Source organism: Caballeronia sp. S22 (genome assembly GCF_964261745.1).
GTDB classification, from domain to species: Bacteria; Pseudomonadota; Gammaproteobacteria; order Burkholderiales; family Burkholderiaceae; genus Caballeronia; species Caballeronia jiangsuensis.
Genome location: NZ_OZ180035.1, coordinates 2,520,434 through 2,544,327 on the forward strand (window position 1 = coordinate 2,520,434; position 23,894 = coordinate 2,544,327).

The 23,894-nt window shown below is 59.3% G+C and carries 29 protein-coding genes and 1 tRNA gene; 9 read left to right on the forward strand and 21 right to left on the reverse strand.

The window, feature by feature from the left end:
- Positions 1 to 468: 468 nt before the first annotated feature.
- Together ACEN42_RS11850 and ACEN42_RS11855 are read right to left on the reverse strand one after the other, a co-directional pair.
- Positions 469 to 1,461 carry a hypothetical protein gene (locus ACEN42_RS11850; protein WP_371880038.1) on the reverse strand — a complete coding sequence of 331 codons (993 nt, stop codon included), beginning with the start codon at positions 1,459 to 1,461 and terminating at the stop codon, positions 469 to 471.
- A 653-nt stretch (positions 1,462 to 2,114) separates the two neighbouring features.
- Positions 2,115 to 3,212: a hypothetical protein gene (locus tag ACEN42_RS11855; protein ID WP_371880039.1), complete on the reverse strand. Its 1,098-nt coding sequence runs from the start codon at positions 3,210 to 3,212 to the stop codon at positions 2,115 to 2,117.
- A 224-nt stretch (positions 3,213 to 3,436) separates the two neighbouring features.
- Here ACEN42_RS11855 and ACEN42_RS11860 point away from each other — a divergent pair, with 224 nt between their 5' ends.
- Both ACEN42_RS11860 and ACEN42_RS11865 read left to right on the forward strand, forming a co-directional pair.
- On the forward strand, positions 3,437 to 3,610 hold the full coding sequence (locus ACEN42_RS11860; RefSeq protein ID WP_371880040.1) for a hypothetical protein: 174 nt from the start codon (positions 3,437 to 3,439) through the stop codon (positions 3,608 to 3,610).
- 281 nt (positions 3,611 to 3,891) lie between these two features.
- Complete coding sequence (locus tag ACEN42_RS11865) at positions 3,892 to 4,368, forward strand: HU family DNA-binding protein (protein WP_371880041.1); 477 nt, start codon at positions 3,892 to 3,894, stop codon at positions 4,366 to 4,368.
- Positions 4,369 to 4,397: 29 nt separating this feature from the next.
- On the opposite strand, the gene ACEN42_RS11870 is transcribed toward ACEN42_RS11865, so the two are convergent.
- From ACEN42_RS11870 to ACEN42_RS11915, 10 genes are all read right to left on the reverse strand, one after another.
- On the reverse strand, positions 4,398 to 5,072 hold the full coding sequence (locus ACEN42_RS11870) for a hypothetical protein (RefSeq protein WP_371880042.1): 675 nt from the start codon (positions 5,070 to 5,072) through the stop codon (positions 4,398 to 4,400).
- Between the two features lie 3 nt (positions 5,073 to 5,075).
- The gene (locus ACEN42_RS11875; protein WP_371880043.1) at positions 5,076 to 5,543 is read right to left on the reverse strand and encodes a DUF6088 family protein; all 468 of its coding nucleotides are present in this window, start codon (positions 5,541 to 5,543) and stop codon (positions 5,076 to 5,078) included.
- Positions 5,544 to 5,925: 382 nt separating this feature from the next.
- Entirely contained in the window at positions 5,926 to 7,272 is a 1,347-nt protein-coding gene (locus ACEN42_RS11880) for a type II toxin-antitoxin system HipA family toxin (RefSeq protein ID WP_371880044.1), read from the reverse strand.
- On the reverse strand, positions 7,269 to 7,805 hold the full coding sequence (locus ACEN42_RS11885; RefSeq protein ID WP_371880045.1) for an HAD domain-containing protein: 537 nt from the start codon (positions 7,803 to 7,805) through the stop codon (positions 7,269 to 7,271). The genes ACEN42_RS11880 and ACEN42_RS11885 overlap by 4 nt, the downstream gene beginning before the upstream one ends.
- An 86-nt stretch (positions 7,806 to 7,891) precedes the next feature.
- Positions 7,892 to 8,044 (reverse strand): hypothetical protein, encoded by a 153-nt coding sequence (locus tag ACEN42_RS11890; protein ID WP_371880046.1) that lies wholly within the window; start codon positions 8,042 to 8,044, stop codon positions 7,892 to 7,894.
- Between the two features lie 50 nt (positions 8,045 to 8,094).
- The gene (locus tag ACEN42_RS11895) at positions 8,095 to 8,520 is read right to left on the reverse strand and encodes a hypothetical protein (RefSeq protein ID WP_371880047.1); all 426 of its coding nucleotides are present in this window, start codon (positions 8,518 to 8,520) and stop codon (positions 8,095 to 8,097) included.
- A gap of 163 nt (positions 8,521 to 8,683) precedes the next feature.
- Positions 8,684 to 8,968 (reverse strand): hypothetical protein, encoded by a 285-nt coding sequence (locus ACEN42_RS11900; RefSeq protein ID WP_371880048.1) that lies wholly within the window; start codon positions 8,966 to 8,968, stop codon positions 8,684 to 8,686.
- Positions 8,969 to 9,033: 65 nt separating this feature from the next.
- Positions 9,034 to 10,071 (reverse strand): hypothetical protein, encoded by a 1,038-nt coding sequence (locus ACEN42_RS11905; RefSeq protein ID WP_371880049.1) that lies wholly within the window; start codon positions 10,069 to 10,071, stop codon positions 9,034 to 9,036.
- Positions 10,072 to 10,154: 83 nt separating this feature from the next.
- Positions 10,155 to 10,991, reverse strand: coding sequence for a metallophosphoesterase (locus ACEN42_RS11910; protein ID WP_371880050.1), 837 nt, complete (start codon positions 10,989 to 10,991; stop codon positions 10,155 to 10,157).
- A 334-nt stretch (positions 10,992 to 11,325) separates the two neighbouring features.
- A complete protein-coding gene (locus tag ACEN42_RS11915) occupies positions 11,326 to 11,712 on the reverse strand; it encodes a hypothetical protein (RefSeq protein ID WP_371880051.1) in 387 nt (128 codons plus the stop codon).
- A gap of 245 nt (positions 11,713 to 11,957) precedes the next feature.
- Here ACEN42_RS11915 and ACEN42_RS11920 point away from each other — a divergent pair, with 245 nt between their 5' ends.
- Both ACEN42_RS11920 and ACEN42_RS11925 read left to right on the forward strand, forming a co-directional pair.
- Positions 11,958 to 12,254, forward strand: a complete 297-nt coding sequence (locus tag ACEN42_RS11920) for a helix-turn-helix domain-containing protein (protein ID WP_371880052.1) — start codon at positions 11,958 to 11,960, stop codon at positions 12,252 to 12,254.
- A 433-nt stretch (positions 12,255 to 12,687) separates the two neighbouring features.
- Positions 12,688 to 12,774, forward strand: a tRNA-Ser gene (locus tag ACEN42_RS11925).
- Positions 12,775 to 13,105: 331 nt separating this feature from the next.
- Here the strand turns inward: ACEN42_RS11925 and ACEN42_RS11930 are convergent.
- Positions 13,106 to 13,522 (reverse strand): DUF4279 domain-containing protein, encoded by a 417-nt coding sequence (locus ACEN42_RS11930; RefSeq protein WP_371880053.1) that lies wholly within the window; start codon positions 13,520 to 13,522, stop codon positions 13,106 to 13,108.
- Between the two features lie 14 nt (positions 13,523 to 13,536).
- Positions 13,537 to 14,316 carry a hypothetical protein gene (locus tag ACEN42_RS11935; protein WP_371880054.1) on the reverse strand — a complete coding sequence of 260 codons (780 nt, stop codon included), beginning with the start codon at positions 14,314 to 14,316 and terminating at the stop codon, positions 13,537 to 13,539.
- A 559-nt stretch (positions 14,317 to 14,875) separates the two neighbouring features.
- On the opposite strand from ACEN42_RS11935, the gene ACEN42_RS11940 reads away from it, so the two are divergent.
- The gene (locus tag ACEN42_RS11940; RefSeq protein ID WP_371880055.1) at positions 14,876 to 15,193 is read left to right on the forward strand and encodes a hypothetical protein; all 318 of its coding nucleotides are present in this window, start codon (positions 14,876 to 14,878) and stop codon (positions 15,191 to 15,193) included.
- Positions 15,194 to 15,211: 18 nt separating this feature from the next.
- Here ACEN42_RS11940 and ACEN42_RS11945 read toward each other — a convergent pair whose 3' ends face one another.
- Together ACEN42_RS11945 and ACEN42_RS11950 are read right to left on the reverse strand one after the other, a co-directional pair.
- On the reverse strand, positions 15,212 to 15,382 hold the full coding sequence (locus ACEN42_RS11945; protein WP_371880056.1) for a hypothetical protein: 171 nt from the start codon (positions 15,380 to 15,382) through the stop codon (positions 15,212 to 15,214).
- Between the two features lie 107 nt (positions 15,383 to 15,489).
- Positions 15,490 to 15,648 carry a hypothetical protein gene (locus ACEN42_RS11950; protein WP_187607237.1) on the reverse strand — a complete coding sequence of 53 codons (159 nt, stop codon included), beginning with the start codon at positions 15,646 to 15,648 and terminating at the stop codon, positions 15,490 to 15,492.
- Positions 15,649 to 15,789: 141 nt separating this feature from the next.
- On the opposite strand from ACEN42_RS11950, the gene ACEN42_RS11955 reads away from it, so the two are divergent.
- Together ACEN42_RS11955 and ACEN42_RS11960 are read left to right on the forward strand one after the other, a co-directional pair.
- Positions 15,790 to 16,269, forward strand: a complete 480-nt coding sequence (locus ACEN42_RS11955) for a TonB family protein (RefSeq protein ID WP_371880057.1) — start codon at positions 15,790 to 15,792, stop codon at positions 16,267 to 16,269.
- A gap of 304 nt (positions 16,270 to 16,573) precedes the next feature.
- Positions 16,574 to 17,878 (forward strand): MFS transporter, encoded by a 1,305-nt coding sequence (locus tag ACEN42_RS11960; RefSeq protein ID WP_371880058.1) that lies wholly within the window; start codon positions 16,574 to 16,576, stop codon positions 17,876 to 17,878.
- A gap of 1 nt (position 17,879) precedes the next feature.
- Here ACEN42_RS11960 and ACEN42_RS11965 read toward each other — a convergent pair whose 3' ends face one another.
- Entirely contained in the window at positions 17,880 to 19,064 is a 1,185-nt protein-coding gene (locus tag ACEN42_RS11965; RefSeq protein ID WP_187607240.1) for an OpgC domain-containing protein, read from the reverse strand.
- 263 nt (positions 19,065 to 19,327) lie between these two features.
- On the opposite strand from ACEN42_RS11965, the gene ACEN42_RS11970 reads away from it, so the two are divergent.
- Both ACEN42_RS11970 and ACEN42_RS11975 read left to right on the forward strand, forming a co-directional pair.
- Positions 19,328 to 19,507, forward strand: a complete 180-nt coding sequence (locus ACEN42_RS11970; protein WP_371880059.1) for a hypothetical protein — start codon at positions 19,328 to 19,330, stop codon at positions 19,505 to 19,507.
- 257 nt (positions 19,508 to 19,764) lie between these two features.
- The gene (locus tag ACEN42_RS11975; RefSeq protein WP_371880060.1) at positions 19,765 to 21,147 is read left to right on the forward strand and encodes a chloride channel protein; all 1,383 of its coding nucleotides are present in this window, start codon (positions 19,765 to 19,767) and stop codon (positions 21,145 to 21,147) included.
- 135 nt (positions 21,148 to 21,282) lie between these two features.
- Here ACEN42_RS11975 and ACEN42_RS11980 read toward each other — a convergent pair whose 3' ends face one another.
- From ACEN42_RS11980 to minC, 4 genes are all read right to left on the reverse strand, one after another.
- A complete protein-coding gene (locus ACEN42_RS11980) occupies positions 21,283 to 21,594 on the reverse strand; it encodes a YXWGXW repeat-containing protein (RefSeq protein ID WP_238288212.1) in 312 nt (103 codons plus the stop codon).
- A gap of 277 nt (positions 21,595 to 21,871) precedes the next feature.
- Entirely contained in the window at positions 21,872 to 22,126 is a 255-nt protein-coding gene (gene minE, locus ACEN42_RS11985; protein WP_006999197.1) for a cell division topological specificity factor MinE, read from the reverse strand.
- Positions 22,127 to 22,135: 9 nt separating this feature from the next.
- Positions 22,136 to 22,951, reverse strand: coding sequence for a septum site-determining protein MinD (gene minD / locus ACEN42_RS11990; RefSeq protein ID WP_187607244.1), 816 nt, complete (start codon positions 22,949 to 22,951; stop codon positions 22,136 to 22,138).
- A gap of 87 nt (positions 22,952 to 23,038) precedes the next feature.
- Positions 23,039 to 23,824 carry a septum site-determining protein MinC gene (gene minC, locus ACEN42_RS11995; protein WP_035505286.1) on the reverse strand — a complete coding sequence of 262 codons (786 nt, stop codon included), beginning with the start codon at positions 23,822 to 23,824 and terminating at the stop codon, positions 23,039 to 23,041.
- Positions 23,825 to 23,894 lie beyond the last annotated feature (70 nt).

Genomic DNA, 23,894 nt, shown 5'->3' on the forward strand with positions numbered 1-23,894 from the left:
AGGGACCATCCTACTCGTTCTCGACAGGTTGGGGTCCGTGCGCTGCGATGCAGAGGGATGTAATGGCCTTCGGACCACCCGACATTGGCCCGCTACTGGACCGCCCGGCGTTTAAACGGGCGAGTCTACAAGGACCTATGAACCAATTCGACAACCACACGAAACCAAGCTGCCGGCGTACAAGTGCCACAACTTCGAAGGTCGGTCATCGTCGTGCTCACTTTGGCGAGTGACCGTCACGACATCCGAGACAGGATGATTTGCGACGTTCTTCCTGTGTTTTAGCCAAATGACAGCGACATGTTTTAGGATTTGGACGAGAAGTCCCTTCGTATTCGAAACAGCGCGCCGAGCAACTTCATCTTCCGAAATGCCTGGGGAATGTCGGAAGTGTCTGCTGCCGCTTACTGGTAAGACTTTGCGCCGGAGAGCGGAGGTAGTTTAGCTGACAGGCAGCCCAACAAAGGGCTACCCACGCGATGCAACATTTTGAACAACCTCTTCCGTGGAGGGCCCAGCAGCGGCTCCGAGAAGTAGCAAACCAGATGAAGTGAAGACGGTTTCGGTGCCTTGCTCAAGCGTAAACTGTACGCGCTCGCCAATATTGGATTCGACGTATTTGAGCAGCCTATCGAACTCCAAAACCCGTGCGCACTCGGCCAGAAAGAACCCTTCGATTTTGCTGCGTGGCAGGCGCTTTAGCTTGCGGTCCAGCCAGCCGCGCGAGATACGGAGCGAATCTACATCATCAGAGTTCGACGCCAACTTCAGGCGAACAGACTGGCGCAAGCGCTCCGTGAACGTCCCACTCCTGCTGCTGGGGCGCTCTTTCTCCAAGAACTCACGTACGGCGAGGAAGACTGCTAATGCGCGTAAGAGCGGCTTTTCTGCCCGCAAGTACCGATTGGGAATTCCGATTTTTACCTCCATGGGCGCCGAAATAGGGGCAATCGTCCAGCCCCCGGTTCCCGTACCTTGAGTACTTGCCTCAACCGTTAGCGCTTTGAACTGCTCGACCGCTTCGACGATTTGAAAAGCGCGAGCCGCGCTTTTGACGAGGACAAAGCCTTCGTCACTGGCCTTAATGTCAGACGGAGGGTCAACGGCCATAAATGCTAACGGCATACCATTGTCGATGCTGGTGTGCACACATACGGCAGTTCTGGCCGGTGTTGGCGTGAAACCGGTCCAACCAATCGAAGGGAGACCGTCCAACTGTTTTAGACCTTCGCAAATCCGCGCAAATCTCTCCGACGCAACACCGCCTTTGCTTTCGAACACGTGCCAGTCTCCCGAATCGGCCTCGACCAGAAAATCGGGTGACTTCTTTGATTTCGAAGCGAACGACACTAAGCGATTCGGCTTCAGACTCGCCTTCGCGTAAATACCCACATGCAAAAACGACTTCATCGGGTCATTGCCGGCCTGCAACCATTTGCGGGCAGCGAGATATGCGCCCATGCTCCCTAATATGAACGACAACGCGACTTTTTCCGATTGCTCAACGCGCCTATAGAACGGCCGGGGAAGTCGGCACTGTCCGTCCTTGTGGAAACAAGCTAGCACGAGCGCCAAGCGCGCCTTCAAATAAGCCCTCAAGTCGACGCGCTCGCTCGGATTGAGCGCGAGCTGCGTTTTCCAATCGGCTCGTCGCCCGTAACCGCACTCAAGAATTGCCGCTGCGAACTCCGTGTCCGTGATGGGGACCGTGCCTGGGAGCGCGTTCATGCTCCCAAAAGGGGCGGCTGTGGTCACCTTGAAGTGGGTGTCTACAAATTTGGAGGGCCTCACTCCGACGGGTTTCGACAACTGTTTTGCGCCGGATATGCGGGGAACATAGAAAGCGAACTTGTTTCCAGGTGGAAGCGTCTTTGTCGCCATAAAGCGTGAAGTTTAAGATGGACTGAAGTGTTCAGACTGAAGCGTCTCTAACCTCGCCGCGGGCGGGAAAACGTTCAGCCATATCGATTCCATGGAGTCGCCGATGAGCAGTTTCGACAACATGCACGGCGGGCGCGAAAAGGATTTGCAACTGCCGGTACTATCGACGTTCGCCTACACGCCATTTCCGCAACGGCTGCGACCGGGAAGAACCCTGTCAACCAAGGTAGTGCTCAGACGGTGGCGTGCCCAAACATATCAGACTGGCCACCGTCAGGCTGCTTGTCCAAGAATCGCTTCATGCGTCCCTGCGCTGTCTCATGAATCTTGCCTGTGCTCTCGATTCGCTCAATGACGGTAGTGACTCGGTATCCCTTGACTCGCTCCGCACCGACCGCATCCAGGTCCCGGTCTGTCTCGAGGATGCATCGGATGCTGTCGCCAGACCGGAAGCTCATGTCGTTATGGTAGACCTCGTCCCTGAAGCTTCTGTCATTCATCGCGAAGGAGATGACCTCACCGTTTCTACGACCTTTCCACTTTAAGTCCCCAGGCGACAGGACCGGCGAGACGATTTCGATTATCTCTTCACTTATCTCGGGCTCAAGCCAATTGGACTGCATGATGAAGTCTGAGAACGCCACGCGTTCGACATGGATTTCGTCCGCCCGCGAGCCGAGACGCGCGCGGTAGCCAACCGCAGTGACCTTCGAGTATCCGACCAGCTGTTTGTAGAAGTTCGACCGGCGCGTGACGACTTTCGCGTCCATCTGCAGTTGCGTGGGCTTGTCTTCCGCTTTTTTTGCTGAGGAAGCCGAGCTCGAGGCGTCGGCGGACAGCGGCTTGTGCCCGGCATCCTTCGGCGGTGCAGATTGTGCTGCAGGCTTCGACGCTTCGTGCTGAGCCTCTTCGAGGCGCGCAGCTTGTTCCTGAATCTCGCCCTCGAGCTTTCGGATTTCGAGCTCGGTTCGCCGGTTCTCGAGGTTCGAGTGCAGGATTGCGAGCCGATTCATCTCAATCTGCTGCCGTTCGAGTTCCGGGTCGGGCTTTGCGGGCGCGTTCCAGATAGTTATAAGCGTGACGACCAATGGCGTGAGCACGCTACCTATCCACGGCTGGTTGATGTTTTTCCCCACCAGCCGCCAAATGTCCCGGAAGCCACCTTGCTCCGGAACTGTCGCCTCAAAGCAAAGTTCGATGCCGAACTTTTCCGTTATATAGCCGGCTGCGGCAAGAAACTCCGCTTCGCAGCGATTGCGCACAAGCGCATCCATCGAATGCAGGCCGTCTTGCAGGTAGTAATGGACTTCAAGGTGCGCGACGCTTTCCACGTAAATTCCCCCGGTCCGCGGTGACAACGCGTGCGCCTTAGGTACTCGTCGGCACCAAGTCTATGTTGCGTCGTCACGGGAACATTTGTCGTCATAGTTTCCGCCAGGCGCTTATTTTAGGGTCAGTCGTGGCTTTTTCGGACGATTTCAGCCGCGTTTCTCGGCAAAGGTACCGTTCGTGACAATTGCGAGCGCGTTGTGAGCTATCTTGCGCTCAGAGCGTGGTGAACATCCTGCATGGTGGAGTTGTTGTTGATGCTCCCGACGACGGTGGCCGCTGCAAGCTCGAACCGATGGACCGCGTCCTGCGAGCAATGGACACGCTCGCTCGTAAATGGCCAAATGACTACAGCGCCGACGCCGTCGAATGGCTTGTGCTCGACGAGCGCCGCTATTGAATCGCGGTGCCCGCGAGTCTCAGGCCATCCCTGCCGCTCGCATCCGAGAGATGAACCCTCTCAAACCCCGTCACTCGACCGCTTTCCTGCGAGAACTGAGGTCTGGTCGTTGTTTCTTGAGAGTCAAATGCTGAAAGTACGCTGTTTTAAGGCCGCTGCCGATTGCACATCGCAGTAACGGTTGCTACGCTAGCCGCAAGCTTACGACGGCGCATGTGTCGAGTGCTTCTCACACCCGGGGTGCTTCGTCTTAAGCAGCGTTCAACTTCAGGAGAGCCTCAATGGCAACGAAGAAAGCTGCTGCTACGAAAACTGCTGCACCGGCAAAGAAGACCGTGGTCGCAAAGAAGGCTGTGGCTGCAAAGAGAGCCGCTGCACCCAAGAAGGTTGCTGAAACCAAGACCGCTCCGGCGAAAAAGGCTGCTTCGGGCGCCACCACGCTCAAGCCGGTGAAAGACACGTTCACCAAGGCATCCCTCGTCACTCATGTGGCTGCGCAAGCCGGCGTCGAGCCGAAGCAAGCGAAGGCTGTGCTGGCAGCGCTCGAGGACACGATTCTGGGTGCCGTGAACAAGAAAGGCTTGGGCGAGTTTACGCTGTCCGGCCTGCTCAAAATCAACGCGCAAAAAGTGGAAGCAAAGAAGCGCCGCTTCGGCAAGGACCCGTTCACGGGCCAAGACCGTTGGTTCGACGCGAAGCCGGCGAGCGTCCGCATTAAGGTGCGCGCGCTGAAGAAGCTGAAGGACGCTGCGGCATAAGTAATAGCGCGTCGATCAAGAAACCCGCTTCACGCGAGTTTCTTTTTTGCGAAGAACTTAGCGGCCTTCAGCACGCTGTTCACCTCGCCTGCCCTGAGAAATTCCAGCGGCATAGACCCGCCAAGCGACTCGACTGGGGTCGTGAAAAAGTCCCATTTGCTCCATCCATCAGTGTCCCTCAAGCGACGCACGACTTTCGCAAGCACCTTGCGGTCAAGCATGTTCGAAAGGAAAAAAGCCGGATAGTACGGCCTTGACCTCAGCTTGACCTGGAAGACTCGACCGGAGGCGACGTCTCGGTCGAGTACCTCTTTGGTGATGCGTGACGCTCGGATGAAATCTTCCTCCCTCAGAATGGCGCCGTCCGAGAGAAGTTGGTATCGCGCAGACCTTGTGGCTGGGCCTTTGGTCGACCCCGATTTCCCTATCGGTCGACGCCCTAGATGACTCTCGACCCGTTTGCGTAGCTCCGATTCTTGCGCACGCATAGCGGGAAGGTGTATGCCGAACACCGTCACAACGGCGGCTATCTCCCATAGACGCTCTTTGAGGCGGCGTCCGACCTCTTCGTCCGTAAGCTCAAGCAGCTGGCTAGCTCCCTCTGGATCCACCAAGAAGGCCGCAACGACTGCCGTGCGAATGGCGTGGTGCACCCTGGCGCGTTCAAGCGCAGCATCGTTCTCGTGTCTCGCAGCCCGTAGCATTTGTCACTCCAGTTCTGGACACGAGCGTCCTTTGGCGGTTCGGTTAGGCGCACGCTCGTATATCACCTTTTTGCTTCCAACTTCGATGCGCCGGCTGATGCGACGCTTTCCGGTGCTGACAATTGGCTGCATGGGAATTTGCGTTGACTGACCGGAGTTGTACTCCCGAGCGAGCTTGCCGGGACCGACGACAATCCCAAGCCGTCTGAAGGCTTCGGCTGCAATCGATTCGAACGGAGAGGCGGGCGTCGAGCGGCCGGTGAAGCTGTTCACGCGAGTCTTAGCATAGAGCCCATGACCGACACGAATGAGCACGCCCGCGGCGACAAGTTTCGCGAGTGCACGGCTAACCTGCGAGGCACTTCCGAACCTTGAGAAATCGGACCGGAGAATCACCACACCGTGGCGCCGCCGGATGGAGCACAGTAGCCGTTTTTCAACACTCAGCTTTCTCACGCGCCTCCCGTTCATGAGCCTCAGAATCCGCTTTGAGTGGCGTCACGTGTCTCCTTCGGCAGCGCGCGGGTCCCGCCGGCGATAGCGACAACTCGACCGGAGACATCACAAACTGACACAAACGCATTGCGCGCCACGTGCGTCTCAAGTTTAACGTCCCGAATCTCGAAGGTCCTTGACACCACAATGTCGATTTGCGACCGACCCGGTAGGGGCCTTCGGTCCCGTAAATTGTGACCATTTCGAGCAGTCCTCGCGTCAATAGGGTTCCGGTTCGGAACACCAGTAGTCATGCTCATGCGTCCGCGACCGGCAAACAACCGGCAGTCTCGGCCACACGATTGCTACAACCATCGCCTTCGACGCTGTGGTCAAGCTTCAGAGGGATATATGACGTTCACGGGATTCTTCGTCGGAGCTCGGGACTCGTTATGTCATCAATGCTGCGGAATGCAGGCGCGACTCTCTCGATGTCGCTTGCATCCACTCCTGAATCTTCAAAGTGCTGTCGCCAGTCGCGAACCACGTTCCACGCCTCCGCGATGTACTCGCAGGCGACCTCTTCAGAGAGCCAAAACTTTTGGTGCCACGAAATAGCGTTGTCGAGCGTTGCCGCTCTCCCGTGTTCGCCAACTTGAAGGTGGAGAAATCGCTCGAACGCAAGACTTGGCCGGGGAACGACATCGAAGCAAGGACTCAGCGTCCATGTGCTAAAGGCGTGATTCCACAGGAGCGCCGTATTGCGAAGATGTCCATCGTAGTTGGTAACGAAAATGTCGATGAGCATCCTCTTGTAGATTTGCGCTGCATCATCCGCTCCGACAACGGTGCGACTTTGCTCAAGACCAGCGGCCGCGATGTCAGCGTACGAAGCATGACGTGAGTCGAACTCCGAGAATGCCGTCATGCTCAGCGCGCTGATGTAGAAGGCCCGGTGTTCAACCCGTCCGTCACCCGGTCCGTTTGAGTATTGTTCTTGACCCGACGTGTGCGATTTCCGATGCCCCGGAGGCGACCAGAAACGGTCAAATCGCCGCGATAAAAAGACCCGACGGTCACCTATCGCGACTGTTTTCAGTTCGGGCACGCGAACGCCGGTCCTTGCAGCAAGCGTTAGCGTCGCTTGCTCAACGCTCGCAACGTCGAACGAGTCGCTCTTCGTCGGAAACTTCGACACCCACAGCACGCCGTGCTCGTCGCGAAACGAGGCTTTCGGCCGAGCTCCGCCCAGCCCCGCGCCTTGTGTAAAGATTGCTTCTAACGCAGCAGGTAGCGGACGTTCATCGTCAATCAAGGACGCTGCGTCTGCGAGTTGTTCAAGGTCGGACGACTCATCAACTTCGTACGGTTCGGTAAGTGCCTCTAATCGGAAGTCGAACGCGCCCGCTCGGTGCGGCCCTGCGTACAGCAAATACTGCGCTTCGGCGAGGCTATTTAACGGCGCGCCGAGCCTGCGCTCAATCACGCGACGGCCGAAAGCATCGGGCGTTGAGTCGCGAAATGCACCGAAGAGCGGCAGGTGATTCGCGGGCGCTCCCGGCTTGCTCGGCGTCAGGTAGTGGTCAGCGAAGGATAGGCTTACCGGGTCCAACTCGATTCGATTAGAGAGGGCGAGATATTCCTCGTCGTACTCGAACGTCGACGACACCCCTCCGATTGCCTGCTCAATCATCGTAAGCCTGCCGCATTGAGTCCAGTTGCCATCAAGATGAGCGAACACGAGCAGATGTTTTGCGCCAGTCATGTCGTCTTTCCGAAAGTCGCTTCGAGCTTGTACTCAAGTTCGACGCGCACCGCTGGCTCACCGATGCCGAGCGTCTCATCCGTCTTGACAAGATGGTCGCGGCACCACTCCGGCCACCCTTCGGCGTCGTCGTCGATTGCAAGCCACCGCTCAGGACGGCGTCGCCGCACGTCTGACCATATCTGCATACCTCGGGACGACATCAGGAAAGCGTCCCGGTCCATTTCGCTGTGGTACGTCGCACCAATCACCCGGCCACGGAGACTCGTGGGCAGATTCGATGACAGTCGAGGAATTCGTCCGCGGTACCTATGAACCCAGGATGTACTGAGAACAATTTGTACGTTGGGATAGCTTGCTAGTAATCGCTCGAGCAGGGGCGCTTGCTCAAAGAGTTCATGGCCCGGACAGTTCAGCAAAAACGGACCGATGCCGTGCTTCGTGTAGACCTCGGCTGGATGCAGACATCCGTCAAAATCAACGTACAAGACGTGGCCGCCTTGAATTTTGGGTGGGAAGATGGAATGGCTCAACCCTGGGAGTCCTGTCAACATATCGGTCTCGGTTGCGACTAGCATCGAGCGTGTAGAAGATTTAAGACGGCATCGCCGTGAACTCACTAAGTTCCGCGCACTTCGGTGTCGCGAATATGCTCGGTCTCCAGTTCTGCGAGCAGTTCGAAGACATCCTCGACGGGCCCCCGAGCAATCTCTTCTTGCTTTTTCTCCAGGACCATTAGCAGCAGCGCTCTCGTCTGTTCGTCCGTCGACATACAATCCCTCGCTAGAAGAAGAGTGAATTCCGGTCTCGCCACAGCAATGCTCAACTTTGTCGCCTCTCTGTCGCTTTCCGCAAAATCACAACGACGTCATCCTCCGTTCCTACCACCACCTCCGGGAGTGCATGCCCTTCTGCCGCTTCCAGTGCTAATTGCGCGTTTGCTTCGCCTTGGGTTGCCGTCACCAAAATTCGCATGACAGGTTTTGCGCTCAAGCCGCGAAAGACGAATGCAGTGAAGCGCCCCTCCGCCGACTCGGGAGCACTGTAACGCCCTTCACATAGCTCCAGCATTTTGTTGACCTCCTCGAGTAGCGTAAATGGAAGGGCATCTAACGGCGCGGCGCTTCCCTCCAATCGGCAAAGCAGCTCGCCTTCGCATCCGGGCGAATGATGCATGCCGTCGTACACCTCGATGGCGAGTGACGGTACCTCGTCCAGTTGTGTTGATGGTTTCTCAGCCGTGGTCATTTCTTTCCCGTTCCACCTTGGCCTTTATCTCGATGCATGGCGGCAACTTTCTGAGCCGACTCGGCACCGAATGACCAGGCTTCGAAGCTTCCTAGTTCGTCCCGGAACTTCGCATTAGAAAAAATCCGCAAGATTCAAGTGTTGGAGTGCCGTGGCCTGGTCCTCAATAGATAGACGTGAATTCCGACGCGATGATGACCACATGCTCTTCGTATGCTTCACCCGTCGCGGGATTGAACCCAGGATTGGGTGGTTTGTTGGGGGGCCGAAGGTAGCCCTTTATCTGACCGTCGTACAGCTGTTGATACTCTCTGACCCACGCATTGCTCGGCCGGTGTACTTGCCCAACCTCGACCGTCCTTGACAGGTCCTGGAGTGAGCCAACCACCAGCACAACCGCCTCTGGGTCCGCAGATTTCAAGCGAACAAGCAACTCGGCAACTTTCATGAGAGCTTCCCTCGACTACAACAGATACTCCGCAATCACCCGGTAACAAAAGTCGCTATCCATCATCATCTGGTAAGCGCCATCAGAACGTCTTTCCCGACGTCCGACACTGTCTTGCCCGTACTCTGAAGCTCGAGAGTCAATGTGTCTGACGCTTGCGCGCCAGCGCGGTCAACGTGAATTCGTACACCAACCTCGCTCAGTTGGCACTGGACCACCGCTTCGAGTTCTGACCCACTTTTCCCGAAGGTTTGACGCTCGATAATCGCGACGAAAGCAGCCGGCGCTTGCGGTGCTGTATATGGTTTTTGGTGACCCGGGCACGTCAGCGCGGCAAGTGCACGCTTCCAAATCTGGTTCCTCGGGTCGACCTCAGCAATGCTGATGAATAGCGGGATGGAACTCGGCAGGACGTCCTCATACGAGCCCGCGTAGAACGAGACGCTGGTACGCGAGTACTCCGACGCCCAGTCCTGAGCGAACCTCCGCAATGCTCTATAGTCTCCATCGTCCGCAAGGAGCTCAAGCGGAACGCGCCCTCCGAGGGCACCACACATTGAAGTCAAAAAGTCGAGTCGTGCCTCGGGATACGCAGGCGCTAATATGCAAGCGATTCGGTAGAGCCGCACCAGATTGAGCCTTCCATCACAGAAGATGCTCGGATAAACGTCTTGCCCGTCGAGGTCGATGGGAAAGATGCTCGCTTCCTCAATGAGTCTTTCGAGGCGCTTGTTTGACACTCCAAGCTTTACCCGGAGCTCCTCCCGCGAAAGCAGTAGACCGCAGGCGCGCATTTGCCGCCGCAATCGCATGGTTTGCTCCTGAGCTGCATGCATCCCCGACTCTCCAAGCGCTGCGCGGAAAGGTGCCTTCCGCATGCTCTCGTCGTCTGAAATCAAGGTGAGCACCTCTTCGTGTTGGAGCTTGGTGGACAGCAGCACCACGCGTTCGCTCCACCACAACTCGGTCCACTCGCTGAACGCGAGCTTTGCCTTAGCCGTCGTTGAGTAATAAATGTGTGAAGCTGACCCGTCGTCACAGCGGAATAATTCGCAAATCCAGGCGGCCGCAAGCGCAACGCCGTCAGATACTTCGTCTGCCAATTCGAGATTCTGCCCTGGCGATAGGAAAAGAACGGTCGCATGCGATGGCATCTCGCGAAGCTGTGCGATTAGTTCACGTACCTTCACAATGTGGCGTTCCCACAACCGGCATTTCGCACTGTTTGTCGAGTTGATACGTCGATGACGCGTGCGAATTCAAAGCCTTCGCTCTCGAATTGCAGTTGGCGGACGCTTGCCGCCTGATGCTTGTTCCGAGCATACCCAAGCGGATTACAAACGACGCGGCATCCCCGAACGTCGTATTCGAACGCATCGTGCACGTGTCCATGGAACCAAAAGTCCGCCTTTGCTAGCAGAGGCGTCAGATCGCTTACGAAAGCACCGTTCAAAAGGTCCCCCGCGTATCTTGGATGCACTGAAAGAGGATGCGGTCCGTGATGGGTCGCGACGACGGTGACGCCGTCGTACTGTCGCGAAAGCTCCCCAGCAAGCCAAGTACGCGACGCGTGGTGGTCGTTCAACGCGTCGCGCGGTGAAAACTCTGTTCCGCCGCGCGTCGAAATCGCACGATGGTCGTTCAAGAGACGGCGGGCGGTCTTCATTGCTTCCAACTGCGCGTCTCCAAGGCGATAGTCTGTCCACAGTGTGCAGCCGAGGAAGCGCACTCCGCCGAAGTCTGCGACGTCACATTCGAGGAAGCTAACCGACGTTCCGAACGCTTTTCTTCGAAGTTCATCAATAAGGTCCTCACGGCAATGGTGGTAAAACTCATGATTGCCGGCGACATACAGCACGGGCACGGGCCAATGTCCGAACAGGTCAATCGCGTTGCTTCCATTGGCAATGTCACCAGCTAGCACCAAGATGTCGGCGCCGTGCGCGGCGCTGATGACAGTCTCGCCTGGGAAGGCTCTTGCAAGCAGTTCGAGGTGGAGGTCTGAAGCCAATTGCACTTTCATAATTCCTCACGGTGGTTCCCGTGCTCGGCTACCTCTCTTGAGAGACGGAGGTTCCCTCGAAATGCCGCCTTGTTGTCGACGCCGCTTCTTCCGTACATACACTATTGCCTTCTCTCGCAAAACGAAGCGCCGTCCGTTTGCTGGCAAACGACGTCTCCTGGCGGAAGGACGCTCTGACTTCGACCGTCATTGAAACTACACCCGCCTTAAGATGATTGGCCGCACGATGTGCTTGTGCAAAATCCGCGCTACTACAAAAGCACGTGACAAAACGAGCCGCTGCGCTAACTCGCCAACAGCCATAAGTTCCTCGGGATGCCCCTCGGGACAGTGCTTACGCCTTCATGCCTTCAACATCCCGCTGCAGAACGTGAGCCCGTGCCACGACTTCATGTGCGAGCGCGACGGCGTCCTCGGGTACACAGGGCAATTCGTCCCCAAACGCATAAAAGCTCCATTGCATCAGACGCAAAATCAGATCAATGTTCTCTGGCGACAAGCGCAGCTGTTTCTTTGCTGACAGCACTACATCAGGGTCGGGATGCAACACCGTTCCCTCCTGACTTGACGGTTCAGCAGTAGCCACCAAGCAACACAGATAAATCGCATCAAAAGCCATCAAAAGTTGCGACAACGGATGAACGTCTTGCGCGCGACAGTCCCGCAACAGTTCATCTGCTCGCAAGAGACGCGCGGGTGTCGTTTCGATATCAGGCGTCATCAGCCAATCCTCATCGCGATTCATCTCGAATTTGCGGCTACGAATCCCCTTCGTACACGCGGTCAGGCGGGGTTCGGAACGTCACCTTGTGCTCACGGATTTCTCCGAACTGGGCGTCGGTTCAAAATTTTAGCCTGTTTGCGCTCGAAATTGGTTGTATACGACTTATTTTAGTCTTTTGCGCTCTCGACGCAAGAGTCTCCAGCCGGAAAACTGTGTGCTCCTTGCGTTCTCTAAATATTTCAATGTTGTTGTTGCAGAAAGCCTTTGGGCTGTCGGTTAGCGCAGAACGAAAGGCACGCAAGCTGACGCAGCTTGAGCTTGCTGAACTTGCCAACATTTCGACGTCAGCGTTGAGCGTGCTCGAGCGCGGCCTGCGGCCGTCGGGCTTTGACACGATGGAATCAATTTCCACAGCGCTTGGCGTTCCACTGTCTACACTCTTCCGAAGGGCTGAAGACCTTCAGCAAACCAATACGGGCCGTGGACGAACGGTTGCAAAACCGCGTGGGCGATCGGCTACTGTCACCGCCAAAAAGTAGAAAACGCGGCGTTCGGAAAACGACCGCGGCTTCGACGCTGCTGTAGATTGCTCTCTCTGTGTTCCCGTCGTACATCTGATCGGACGACGGCGGATCTCCCGAAAAACAAGAAACACCGGGAACCCGCGAATGCCGGCGTTGTTTCAAGACTCTGAGTGACCGACGGGTAGGCCGCTCTGCGAGCGGCTTACCCGTCGGTCAACGGCTTTTTGGTTTTGGATTGGAAAAATCTTCGACCGCTGTTAGCTCCCCACACCCAGTTGAAGACTGGCGCCAGCGGACCGCGAACCTGTACGCAAGACCGACGACCCAGCCCGCCCAACCGCCTCGCAAACGAAGAAAGCCCGTGCAACCAATCCGTCCCGGCCGAAAAGGCATGCCGGCACGGTTCTTGGTTGGGTTCCTCGGACGATTCGGTTACAATTATGGGCTTGGAGGGCTGGCAGAGCGGTTGAATGCACCGGTCTTGAAAACCGGCGAGGCTTTACGGCCTCCGTGGGTTCGAATCCCACGCCCTCCGAAATTGGACGCACAAGTGTGCAACCAATGCGGCCTTCGCCATAATCAAAAACGACCAAAAAAATGCGGAGAGGGTCCAGATAGTGGTTCGAATCTCACCGCCTCCGCCAGATCTCCTATCCCCGCTTGTCTGCTTCCGTCTGAATCAATCCCCGAAACGCCCGCCAGATAAGGCTCTCCGCCTGAGCTGACGAAAGCCTGCCCAACGCGACCGCCGTCGATGCGCGCACGGCGACCACCCTTACGGGTGCGCCTTCGACGAATTCCAGACAGCGCTCTCACAACTCGAGTCCGCCACACGCGCGACGACGCCAGCCGATCTTTGCCGCCGCCTATCGGTATTCGTCAATCTCGACGGATCCGCCGATGGCCTCCACCATCGCGCGAATATCGTCCGGTACGTCCGGCACACGATCGCCAGACTCGTTGTCCCAGTAACACCAGAACCGCACCTTCACTTGTTGGCGCTCCAGCAATTCGCGAAGTCCCGACCGGGATAGGTTTAGGCGTTCGGCAAGATAGCGAAGGTGCGGTTCGAGTTGATCGCTTCGAATAGAAGCCTTGCTTCCGATACCCCATAGTCCGACTCGTCCCGGCGTGCGACTGGGACGACCCGAAGGCGTGATGAAGTAGTCGCCTTTGGTAATCGCTGTGTCTGGCTCAACGCCAAAGTAGTCGGTCCAGAATGCGGGCGTTACTGAGTCGCCCATAACATGAAACGTCACGTGCGCAAGTTGATGCTCACTCATCGAAGATCATCCTGTCAGTTAGCCCAGTCGTGAAAGTTGGCAACGAAATTGCCATCAAAATAGACATCGCCGTTGTCATGCCAGATGACATTATCAGCTGGTCCAAGGCCATTGTCGGGTTTAAAGTCGTGAAGAATATCGCCGAACCTTTTCCGGTCATACCCGAGCATCTTTGCTGCGTACTTCGGGTTGTTTGTGCTCGCGGCGAGATCCATCGTATCGCCGCTCAAATCGTCCAGCACGTACTCGAACGGCTGCGCGTCACCGAGCAACAACTCGCCCTTGCCCGAGTCGCCCAAACTGTTCAGCACCGTGGTGCCACCGCCATCGCGTAACAAGTCGCCGGGCTTGGCGAGCCAAGCCGCCATACAATCGTCCGCGAAAAGTCGTGGTTGAGTCGGGCGGTCATAGTATGAGCCTGTGCGCGTTATGCGCGGCGCGCCCTTGAAAAGCTGCGACGGGGTGAAAGTCGCCGAGCGCGGCCTGGGCGCATCACCGTCGCGTGCGCCACTCAGTCCGCCGCTGCTCGGTCGGTCCGGAATCGTCACGACCTCGCCCAGCTCGAAGGCGCGTTGCACCTTCCCGCGCACATTCGCGGGGTCGGTCTCGTCAATGCTGAGCAGTTCTTTCAGCTTCGACATGAAAGCCTGATCGCGCATCCAATCGAACGAGCCAGCGAGAAACTCTCGCCCGGCATTTTCGGCGCGCTGCTCTTCGGCCCTGCTTGCGAAATAAACGTCGCGCCGCCGACGCAGTGTCAGCGGCCGGTTCGCCAGCCGAATCTCTTGAATCAATTTCTGCCTCTCTCTGTGTCTGAGGGAGTATATTGATAGCATAACTAATCTGTTTAACGTTCATCCTCGCACAGAAAGACACATTCGTTTAAAGGGGGCTGGTCAGGGGCGGTGAACCGCAGCCATGACCCTTATCCGCCGGGGAAGCTTCCTAACAATTTTCCGCTCCCGGACTATCGCCAATGGCGATTTTCATACCGGTCCGATGACGTTGCTTTGATGACAGAATAAACCCGTCGTCGCAATCGTTCGCTTCGAAATCCTTATGATTACAGAAAGCCGCGCTAATCCAGCAACTCGTCACTCTGAAATTAAGACAATCTGCCTACCCTATGCACAAAGAGCCATGTATCTTCGCGATGCCTCCTTTCCCGAGTTTCCCCATCTCGGTCGAAGGAGAGCTTTCGATGGGTATGGAAAGACTTCGGCCTCGCCTCGAGCGAGGCTCTTCTTTCCTTCCAGCGCAAAACGAACCCGCGCTTCGAACAAAATCGATGTGAACACAACGGCCCGAACGCCATCTAACCGCCTCATCGATCAAAAACGCGGAGAACCGCCCATGAAGCCAGGCCGCATCCTGCCCATCCTCTTCGGCTGCGTCGCCGCCGTAAGCCTGCCGGCGCATGCCCAGCCTCAGCCGAACGCGCAATGGCGCGCGACCGAAGCAACGCTCTTCGACCTGATTCAAAACGGTTATGGGATCGTTGCGGTGACGAGCGTCGCCGCACGCAGCTCCGGCCTGCCTGAAGACACCTACGTGCTTCAGAAAACCAATAGCCTCTATCGCTGCGTGGAAACGCGCGCGGCGGAGACCGGAACAGTCCGTGCCGCCGCGCCGATACGCTGCGCCGAACTCGTCAAGCCATACACCGACTGACGAGAGAACCGGCGCGCCTCAGTTGTCGTCGGACCTGACGGGCGGCCGAACGTGCGGAACCGGCTCCGCCTTGGCCGCATCCGGTTTAGGTGCGGCGCGTTTCGATTCGCTCTTCGAATGCGCCGCCGCGGCCGGTTGCTGTTGCCGTGCAGGCGCGCCCGACGGTGCAGGATGGTTCTTGCGTGACATGGCTCTCTCCCGAAAACCGGGGACATCCCCTATCTACAGTAGCACCGCGTCGCCGATGCCGCTCACGCGCCGAACGGCACAACGGCTCAGCCGACCGGCGCAATGGCTCAGCCGACCGGCGCCTCGCCCTCTCCCGACTGCTTGCCCGGCCTGTCGTTCGGGCCTTGCTTGCGATTCTCGTCATCGCGGTCCGGCAACTTGCTTTTCTCGTTGTCGCTGTGATCGGTGCTCTTGCCGTCGTCCGGACTATTCGTTTCGCTATTCATGGCGCCCTCCTGGAGTGCTTTCGAATGAAAGCAACAGCAGCAAGTCCCGCGCCCGAGCGCGCGGTAGCGCACGTATTCGTTCCACCGCCTCCTTTCCCAGCGACTACCATTGAAGTAACGCCAGTCTCGCCATTGCCTGCGATGTCCGCGTCACGTTCCTGCTTTATCGCCGTTGCGCTTATCGGCGCGCTCGCGATGAGCGCCTGCACAATCACACCGCCACCCAGCGTCGTGGCCACGCGCGCGGCCGCGCCCGCCGTGTCGGGTCCGACGCTCGACGAATACAAGGCACACATCGCCCAGCGCATTTTCGAGCGCAATCCGTCTCTTGTGCTGAAGGGCGCGCCGCAGGCCATGCTGCGCTCTTTCGTGCTCGTGTCGTTCACGGTGGATCGCGGCGGACGGGTCGTCGACTCGTCGGTGTATCGCACCAATGGCGACGACGAAGCCGAAGCCACCGCGCTCGCCTCGCTGCGCCGCGCATCGCCGCTGCCCGCGCCGCCCGCGCGTCTCCTGAACGGCAAAGGTCAACTGGAGCTTTTCGAAGGCTGGATGTTTAACGACAACGGCCAGTTCCAGTTGCAGACCTCGCACTCGCCGCAGGCGACGACCATCGATTGATTGGCGTCCGACCCGCACGCTCGTTATAATTTTTTGCACCCCTGCCGGACCCGCTTCCGGCGCGGCCTTCGCCTCGCGCCCATCCCGCGCGTCGCGCGAAGCGCCTGAGCGCGGTCGTGCTGCGCCGCGACACCACGCGCCACTCACGCGCGCCGTCAACCCTGGTTTTACAGCCATCGCAGTGAAATCCCTACAGAAAGCTGACGCGCGTCGAGCGACGATATCGCTCGTCATTTCAATCGCTCTTGCCCGGCGATGCGCGCGACAATGCTTCGCACCAAGGCAACACGACAACGGAGACGATATGTCCTCACCCTCGCTTTCCGCCGCCAAGCCCGGCGACGGATCCCAAAGCGCTTCTCGCGTCATTTTCGCGAGCTTTATCGGCACGGCGATCGAGTTCTACGATTTCTATGTCTATGCGACTGCCGCCGCGCTCGTCATCGGACCGGTGTTCTTTCCGCACGACTCGCCCGCCGCGCAGGCGCTCTCCGCATTCGTCACGTTCGGCATCGCGTTCTTTGCACGGCCCATCGGCTCTTTTATCTTCGGTCACTTCGGCGACCGGATCGGCCGCAAATCCACGCTCGTCGCCTCCCTGCTCGTGATGGGCGTCTCGACGACACTCATCGGCTTCGTGCCCGGCTACGATTCGATCGGCAGCCTCGCGCCGATCCTCCTGTGCGTCCTGCGCTTCGGGCAGGGCATCGGCCTCGGCGGCGAATGGGGCGGCGCCGCGCTGCTCGCGACCGAATATGCGCCCAAAGGCAAGCGCGGTCTCTTCGGCATGTTTCCGCAGCTCGGACCGTCGATCGGCTTCCTCGCGTCGAACGGCCTCTTCTTCGGTCTCGCGCTGTCGCTCTCGGACGAGCAGTTCCGCAGCTGGGGCTGGCGCGTGCCGTTCATCGTGAGCGCCGTGCTGGTCGCGCTCGGCCTCTATGTGCGCCTGAAGATCGCGGAAACGCCAGCGTTCCGCGCGGCCGTCGAACGCGAGGAGCGCGTGAAGGTGCCGGTCGCGACGCTGCTTTCCAGCCATCTCGTGCCGACGCTGCTCGGCGCGTTCGCGATGGTCGTCTGCTACACGCTCTTCTACATCTCGACGGTCTTCTCGCTGTCCTATGGCGTCGCCAAGCTGCATTTCGCGCGCGAGACGTTTCTCGGACTTTTGTGCTTCGCCGTGCTGTTCATGGCGATCGCCACGCCGATTTCCGCGATCGCGAGCGACCGCTTCGGCCGCAAGCCCGTGCTGATCGTCGGCTGCCTGCTGGCGATTCTGTCCGGCTTCGCGATGGCCCCGCTTCTCGGCAGCGGCGACACGATCCATGTCGCGCTCTTCCTCACCATCGAACTGTTTTTGATGGGCGTGACCTTCGCACCGATGGGCGCGCTCCTGCCCGAGCTGTTCCCGACCAACGTGCGCTACACGGGCGCGGGCGTCGCGTACAACCTCGGCGGGATTCTGGGTGCATCGGTGGCGCCGTACATCGCGCAACTGCTCGCCAATCGAGGCGGGTTGACGTGGGTGGGCGGCTATGTGTCGGCGGCGGCGGCGGTGAGCCTCATCGCGGTGCTGTGCATGCGCGAGACTCGCAACATCACGCTGGAATGAACTAGCGGTCGCGCTGGTTCGTGACATGGGCAGGCACCGGCCTGCCCTTGATGACCGGAATGCGCGGCGCCGGCCGCTCGACGCCCTTCGCGCGCGCCGCTTTCGCCGCCTTGCGGTCGGCCCAGAAGCGCGCGAGCGTCAGCAGACTGACGATGGCGATGCTATCGGCGATGAGTCCCAGAATCCAGTGCGACGGATAGCGGCCGAGCCCGAGCACGCCCATCGCGCGAAGCGCAGAGTCCAGCACGAGCGATACGCACGTTCCCGCGATGAAGCACACGAGCCCTTGCTGGCCGATCGTCACGATGCCGGGCAGCTTGCGCGCGAGCCTGCCGATCCATCCCGCATACACCCCGCGCGCGACGATCCACGCGATCGCCGCAAAACTCACGATACGCAGTGTCGCGAGGTTCTGCTTCATGTATCCCGGCGGCGCCTGCGTTTCGAGGAAGAGCTTGTAGAACGCGAAGGTCAGCGCGATGGCGATCGCGCCCGCGGTCAGCCAGCGCGCGGCGCGGCCGGCGTGAAATTCGTCGCTGATCGGCTGGACGCGCGAAAGAATGCCGGTCATGAACATCAGTTGCCAGGCGAACGGGTTGAACGACCACGCTTCGCCGTAGGTGCCCGGCAGAAAGCGCAAGAGCGGCATGGCCGCGAGCCACACGAGCAGGCTGCCGAACATCGCGATAACCGGCTTCTTCTGCGCAAGCGGAACGATCACCGGCACGGCGAGCGCGAACACCGAGTACATCGGGAGCACCGCGGAAAGATATGGCTGCTGACGCAGCAACGCGATATCGACGGTCAGGCCGAACGGTCTCGTGAGGAAGTTCGGCCATTCGGTGTACTGGACCATCGGCGTGTCGACCTTGAGCGCCATCAGAAGCGCGCCGCCGACCAGCATCAGGAACGCCGTGAACAAATAGGCGCGATAAATTTCCCAACTGCGTTTGAAAAAGCGTCGGCGCGCGGCTGAATCGCTACGGCGAGTCGCAAGCGCCGTATAAGCCGCCGCCGACGCATAACCGCCAAGAAACACGAATACTTCTGCGGAATCGCAGAAAGCATATTGATGCAGCGTAAAGCGGGACAGCACACTTCCCGTTATATGGTCCACCGCGATAATGAGCAGCACGATTCCTCGAAAGAAATCGACTTCGAGAGAACGTGTCGTCGGGGAAGTCATCTGGCGAATGCTCCACGGACTTGCGGTTTCGGCGCGCCGCCACAACGGCCTCGCGCACATACGGGGTTTGTACCTAGCCTGAAAAGAAAATTCCCTGAATCAACGAGTATTTAAATTAACACTCGATGGCAGTCGGCAAGCTGGCGGCAAAATGACTTTTTTGTCCGCTTTCCAGTAAATTTGCCGCTGCCTATACTCGAAACAAGTTCGACAAGAAACGGTTCGCGGAAACGAATGCCGCGAACCCGAGAATGGAGGCCGCCATGCGCATTCATCTGCAGAGTGCTCATCTCGTCGCGATGATTGCCATCGCGCTTTTGACGGCACTGCTGCTTTCGGTGAAATTCCGTCCTTCGACGTGGCGAGGCGTGCTTTTCGAAGCGGTCATCGCGAACGTGGGCGCGATCGTCGCGGTGCTCGCTTTCGAAGTGCTTTCCGCCTGATTCGATGCGCCCGGTTGCGCACACCGGACCTACAAAAAAATTTCAGATCGATTGAACTTTCCCGCGCGCGCTTGCTCTGAGCAGGTAATGCTGTTCGTGAGGCTCGTTCTCCGGGCTGAACTGACAGCTCTCTTCTCCTCTCCGCTCCTGCTTATGGCGGGAGCGTTTCTTGGGCGCCCGGCGAAAGCCTCGCGCCTGTTCTTTTTTTCAGACCCTGCTGCACACCCCACAAGCGCCGTTTTGCCGACGGACATCGCATGATCCGCGCGCTGCGTTCCCTCTCGGCCATCACCGCGCGACGCACACGCGGCCTGTGGCGCCGCTACGGCATCTTCTGGCTCGGCGCGATCCTCGTCGGGCTCGTCGCCGTGTACTATGCGCGGCTGATCGACTGGGGCTTCGCGCTCTTTTCCGCTGCCCGCAGCGAACACCCCTGGCTGCCGCTCGCGATCACGCCGGCCGCCGCCGCGCTCTGCGTCTTCGTCACGCGACGTTTCTTCCGCGGCTCCGAAGGCAGCGGCATCCCTCAGGTCATCGCCGTACTGCATGGGCCGACAGCGGCCGCGGGCGCGCGCCTGCTCACCTTGCGCATTCTCGTCGCGAAGATCGCCGTGTCATTCGTCGCGATAGTCGGCGGACTGACGATCGGCCGCGAAGGTCCCACCGTGCAGATCGGCGCGGCGCTGATGTTCAACATGCGGCGCTTCTACCCGCGCTCCAATTCGCTGATCGAACGGCAACTCGTGCTCGCGGGCGCGGCGGCCGGCCTGTCGGCGGCGTTCAACACACCGCTCGCGGGCATCGTGTTCGCGATCGAGGAACTCACGCGCAGCTTCGAAGCGCGCGCGAGCGGCGTGCTCATCACGGGCATCATCATCGCGGGCGTCATCGCGCTCGGGCTGAGCGGCAATTACACGTACTTCGGCACGATTCAGGCCGGCGCGCTGTTCCCACGGTTCTTCCTCGTGGCGATCATCGTGACGGGCATCGTCACCGGCATCGCGGGCGGCGTCTTCTGCTGGCTGCTGCTCAACACGAGCAAGTGGATTCCCGTGTCGCTGCGACACCTCCATGCGTCGCGGCCAGTCGCGTTCGCGGCGCTGTGCGGCTTCATCATCGCCATCGTCGGCTTGCTGGCGGGCGGCACGACCTTCGGCAGCGGTTACGCCGAGGCGCGCGGCCTGCTCGAAGGGCGCGAGCAACTGTCGATGTTCTATCCGCTCCTGAAGATGATCTCGATGATCGGCTCGTACCTGCCCGGCATTCCGGGCGGCATTTTCGCGCCGTCGCTGTCGATCGGCGCAGGCTTCGGCAACGTGCTGCACACGCTCTTCCCGCGCATGTCGCTGCCGATGCTGATCGCGCTCGGGATGGTCGGCTATCTCGCGGACGTCACGCAGTCGCCGATCACCGCGTTCGTGATCGTGATGGAGATGATCGACGGCCACGCGCTCGTGATCTCGCTGATGGCGACGGCGCTGGTCTCGAGCCGCGTGTCGCGCCTCTTCGCGCCGCCGCTCTATGAAGCGTTGTCGGAGCGGTACATGACGCCGCTGGAAAAGCTCGCGCCGTCGCCGGAAGTGCCCGAGGGCGGAGAACAGGCGCCCGCCGGAACGCAGGACGAGGCGCCGCAGAAGTAGGCCGTCAATACACGTAGACGTGCGCCGGCCGATACGTGTAAGCATGCTCGGGGACAACGATGCAACCGGCGAGCGCATCGGCGAGCAGGACAGCCATGAGGACGAGCAGGAGTCGTTTCATCGCGCGCTCCCGCCTCACGCCCAGTGCGCCGGCACCCAGCGATACCGCGCGCCGTGTCCGACCCATTCGCCCGGCACCCATCGATGACCGACGCGCTCGGCTTCCCAATGACCGCCGGCCCACACGTAGCGGCCATGCTCCCAGTTCCAGTGACCGCGATCCCAGACATAACCCGCGCGGGCGGGCGGCGCAGCCTCGTAGCGCGGCGCGGGCGGCGCGCTCGGCGCGACGATCACGAATTCGGCGGCGGACGCGGCCGTCACAGTGATTGCGCCGGCGACGACCAGCGCGGTTTGGGCGAGCAGTGTACGGAGGGATGTTTTCATGGTGGACCTCTTCTTCGTTCGAGACATTGAATGCCGCGTGGCGCGGATACGCATTCAATGCGCGAGGACATCAGAAGGAGGACAAACCGCGTATTACGAGGACACCCGATGTGCAACCGAATGTTGATGAAAGGCGCGCACACGCTCACCAAACCGCACGCGCAAACGATAACGCGCAAAAACAAAAGCCAGGATCGCTCGATCCTGGCTTCGCATTCTTCGCGCGGCGCTCGCGCGGCCCGAGCCGACGCGACGCCGCACACACAGGCGCAACGCGTTACGCCTGCGGAATCTCGATCTTCACTTCCAGCACTTCGAGGTCGTCCTGACGCTCGAGACTCACTCGAATATCGTCATCGGAAATCTTCACGTACTTCGAAATCACGGCAACGAGTTCCCGTTGCAACGCCGGCAGGTAATCGGCGGCGGCTTTGCCACCCGCGCGCTCGTGCGCAATGATCAACTGCAAGCGTTCCTTCGCGACCGAAGCGGACTTTCTTTTCTCGCCCAGCAAAAACGAAAGAATCGACATTGCGTCCCCTTACTTGGTGCCGAAGATGCGTTGCAGCAGACCGGGCTTGTGATAGTCGGTAAAGCGCAGCGCCGTTTCTTCCCCGAGGAAGCGCGACACCACGTCCTTGTACGATTCGGCGACATCCGTGCCATCCAGATGCACGGCCGGCAAGCCCTGGTTCGATGCATGCAGCACCGCTTCCGACTCCGGAATCACGCCGATCAGTTCGATACGCAGGATTTCCTGGATGTCGGAGAGCGACAGCATTTCGCCTTCGCTCACACGCTTCGGGTTGTAACGCGTGATGAGCAGATGCTCCTTCACGGGGTCCTTGCCTTCGATCGCGCGCTTGGTCTTCGACGACAGGATGCCGAGAATGCGGTCCGAGTCGCGCACGGAGGACACTTCCGGATTCGTCACGATGAGCGCTTCATCGGCGAAGTGCATCGCCATCAGCGCGCCGGATTCGATGCCCGCCGGCGAATCGCAGACGATGTACTCGAAATCCATCTTGATCAGCTCGTTGATGACCTTCTCGACGCCTTCGAGCGTGAGCGCGTCTTTATCGCGCGTCTGCGAAGCCGGCAGGATATAGAGGTTCTCGCACTTCTTGTCCTTGATGAGCGCCTGATGCAGATTGGCTTCGCCCTGAATGACGTTGATCAGGTCGTACACCACGCGGCGTTCGCAACCCATGATGAGGTCGAGATTGCGTAGACCGACGTCGAAGTCGATCACGGCCGTCTTGTGGCCGCGCAATGCGAGCGCCGATGCAAAGCTCGCGCTGGTGGTCGTCTTGCCGACGCCGCCCTTCCCCGAAGTCACCACAATGATTTTTGCCATACAAGTACCTTGTGTTCGTCAATAGGTCCGCTCGCGTTGCTTTCGGGCGCGCGCCAGGGCATCGGGCGCGCGAGCCGATCCAACCCGTCAGGTCAGCCGCAGCGGTTCGATCATGAGTTTTTCTTCGTTCAGCCAGATCTGCACCGGCTTGCTGAGCACGTCGGCCGGCAGCGGGTTCTCGGTCGTCCGATAGATACCCGCGATGGAAATGAGTTCCGGCTCGAGACAGGTGCAGAAGATTCGCGCGTCGAGATTGCCATGCACGCCCGCGAGCGCGCGGCCCCGCAACGGCGCATAGATATGGATATTGCCTTCCGCGATCACCTCGGCCCCGTACGACACGAGCCCGAGCACGATGAGATCGCCCTTAGCATAGACCTGCTGGCCCGAGCGCAGCGGCCGGTCGATAATGGTCGCAAGCGCGGGCAGCGCCGCGGGCGCCGGTTCCTTCGCGACGGCCGCTTCGATCACAGCCGCGGCTTCGGTGTTCGGCTTCGCCTCGTCCACGGACGGCTTCGGCGCGCCGCGCCGGTCGCGCGCTTCGAGAATCGGCAGGCCGCCTTCGTTCGCCCATCGAATCGCCCATGTCTGCGCGGGAAGCGCGACGACACCGATCGGACGCATGCGCACGCTCTTCAGCAGGGTTTCGAGCTCGGCGAGCGACACGCGTTCGCCCTCGCCGCCCTTCGCGGAATCAGCGAGGCGGCGCACGTCGATAGCGACGACATCGCCTGCGAAGAATTCGGGAGTTGCTTCGAAGCGCCGCGTGAGTTCGGTACGCAGGGCATCGAGGTCGGGAGTCTTGACGACGAAGAGAAGCGTGTCGACGGAGCCGCTGCGCAGTTCGAAGAAGGGCGTTTTGTTGAGCGACATAGGAACGGCCAAAAATTTTGCGTATTTTACAGGCGTTGCCGCACACGGCCATAATTTTTAGGATGGATTT

Excerpts from the sequence above, each read along its gene's own strand:
- ACEN42_RS11955 (WP_371880057.1), top strand. The coding sequence starts at position 15,790 with ATGTCCGCGTCACGTTCCTGCTTTATCGCCGTTGCGCTTATCGGCGCG.
- ACEN42_RS11910 (WP_371880050.1), bottom strand. The coding sequence starts at position 10,991 with ATGAAAGTGCAATTGGCTTCAGACCTCCACCTCGAACTGCTTGCAAGA.
- minD (WP_187607244.1), bottom strand. The coding sequence starts at position 22,951 with ATGGCAAAAATCATTGTGGTGACTTCGGGGAAGGGCGGCGTCGGCAAG.
- ACEN42_RS11965 (WP_187607240.1), bottom strand. The coding sequence starts at position 19,064 with ATGACTTCCCCGACGACACGTTCTCTCGAAGTCGATTTCTTTCGAGGA.
- ACEN42_RS11960 (WP_371880058.1), top strand. The coding sequence starts at position 16,574 with ATGTCCTCACCCTCGCTTTCCGCCGCCAAGCCCGGCGACGGATCCCAA.
- ACEN42_RS11970 (WP_371880059.1), top strand. The coding sequence starts at position 19,328 with ATGCGCATTCATCTGCAGAGTGCTCATCTCGTCGCGATGATTGCCATC.
- ACEN42_RS11850 (WP_371880038.1), bottom strand. The coding sequence starts at position 1,461 with ATGGGCGCATATCTCGCTGCCCGCAAATGGTTGCAGGCCGGCAATGAC.
- minC (WP_035505286.1), bottom strand. The coding sequence starts at position 23,824 with ATGTCGCTCAACAAAACGCCCTTCTTCGAACTGCGCAGCGGCTCCGTC.
- ACEN42_RS11870 (WP_371880042.1), bottom strand. The coding sequence starts at position 5,072 with ATGCTACGGGCTGCGAGACACGAGAACGATGCTGCGCTTGAACGCGCC.
- ACEN42_RS11975 (WP_371880060.1), top strand. The coding sequence starts at position 19,765 with ATGATCCGCGCGCTGCGTTCCCTCTCGGCCATCACCGCGCGACGCACA.
- ACEN42_RS11915 (WP_371880051.1), bottom strand. The coding sequence starts at position 11,712 with ATGACGCCTGATATCGAAACGACACCCGCGCGTCTCTTGCGAGCAGAT.
- ACEN42_RS11950 (WP_187607237.1), bottom strand. The coding sequence starts at position 15,648 with ATGAATAGCGAAACGAATAGTCCGGACGACGGCAAGAGCACCGATCAC.
- ACEN42_RS11890 (WP_371880046.1), bottom strand. The coding sequence starts at position 8,044 with ATGTCGACGGACGAACAGACGAGAGCGCTGCTGCTAATGGTCCTGGAG.
- ACEN42_RS11980 (WP_238288212.1), bottom strand. The coding sequence starts at position 21,594 with ATGAAAACATCCCTCCGTACACTGCTCGCCCAAACCGCGCTGGTCGTC.
- ACEN42_RS11900 (WP_371880048.1), bottom strand. The coding sequence starts at position 8,968 with ATGAAAGTTGCCGAGTTGCTTGTTCGCTTGAAATCTGCGGACCCAGAG.
- ACEN42_RS11945 (WP_371880056.1), bottom strand. The coding sequence starts at position 15,382 with ATGTCACGCAAGAACCATCCTGCACCGTCGGGCGCGCCTGCACGGCAA.
- ACEN42_RS11880 (WP_371880044.1), bottom strand. The coding sequence starts at position 7,272 with ATGACTGGCGCAAAACATCTGCTCGTGTTCGCTCATCTTGATGGCAAC.
- ACEN42_RS11920 (WP_371880052.1), top strand. The coding sequence starts at position 11,958 with ATGTTGTTGTTGCAGAAAGCCTTTGGGCTGTCGGTTAGCGCAGAACGA.
- ACEN42_RS11895 (WP_371880047.1), bottom strand. The coding sequence starts at position 8,520 with ATGACCACGGCTGAGAAACCATCAACACAACTGGACGAGGTACCGTCA.
- ACEN42_RS11940 (WP_371880055.1), top strand. The coding sequence starts at position 14,876 with ATGAAGCCAGGCCGCATCCTGCCCATCCTCTTCGGCTGCGTCGCCGCC.
- ACEN42_RS11875 (WP_371880043.1), bottom strand. The coding sequence starts at position 5,543 with ATGAACGGGAGGCGCGTGAGAAAGCTGAGTGTTGAAAAACGGCTACTG.
- ACEN42_RS11865 (WP_371880041.1), top strand. The coding sequence starts at position 3,892 with ATGGCAACGAAGAAAGCTGCTGCTACGAAAACTGCTGCACCGGCAAAG.
- minE (WP_006999197.1), bottom strand. The coding sequence starts at position 22,126 with ATGTCGATTCTTTCGTTTTTGCTGGGCGAGAAAAGAAAGTCCGCTTCG.
- ACEN42_RS11930 (WP_371880053.1), bottom strand. The coding sequence starts at position 13,522 with ATGAGTGAGCATCAACTTGCGCACGTGACGTTTCATGTTATGGGCGAC.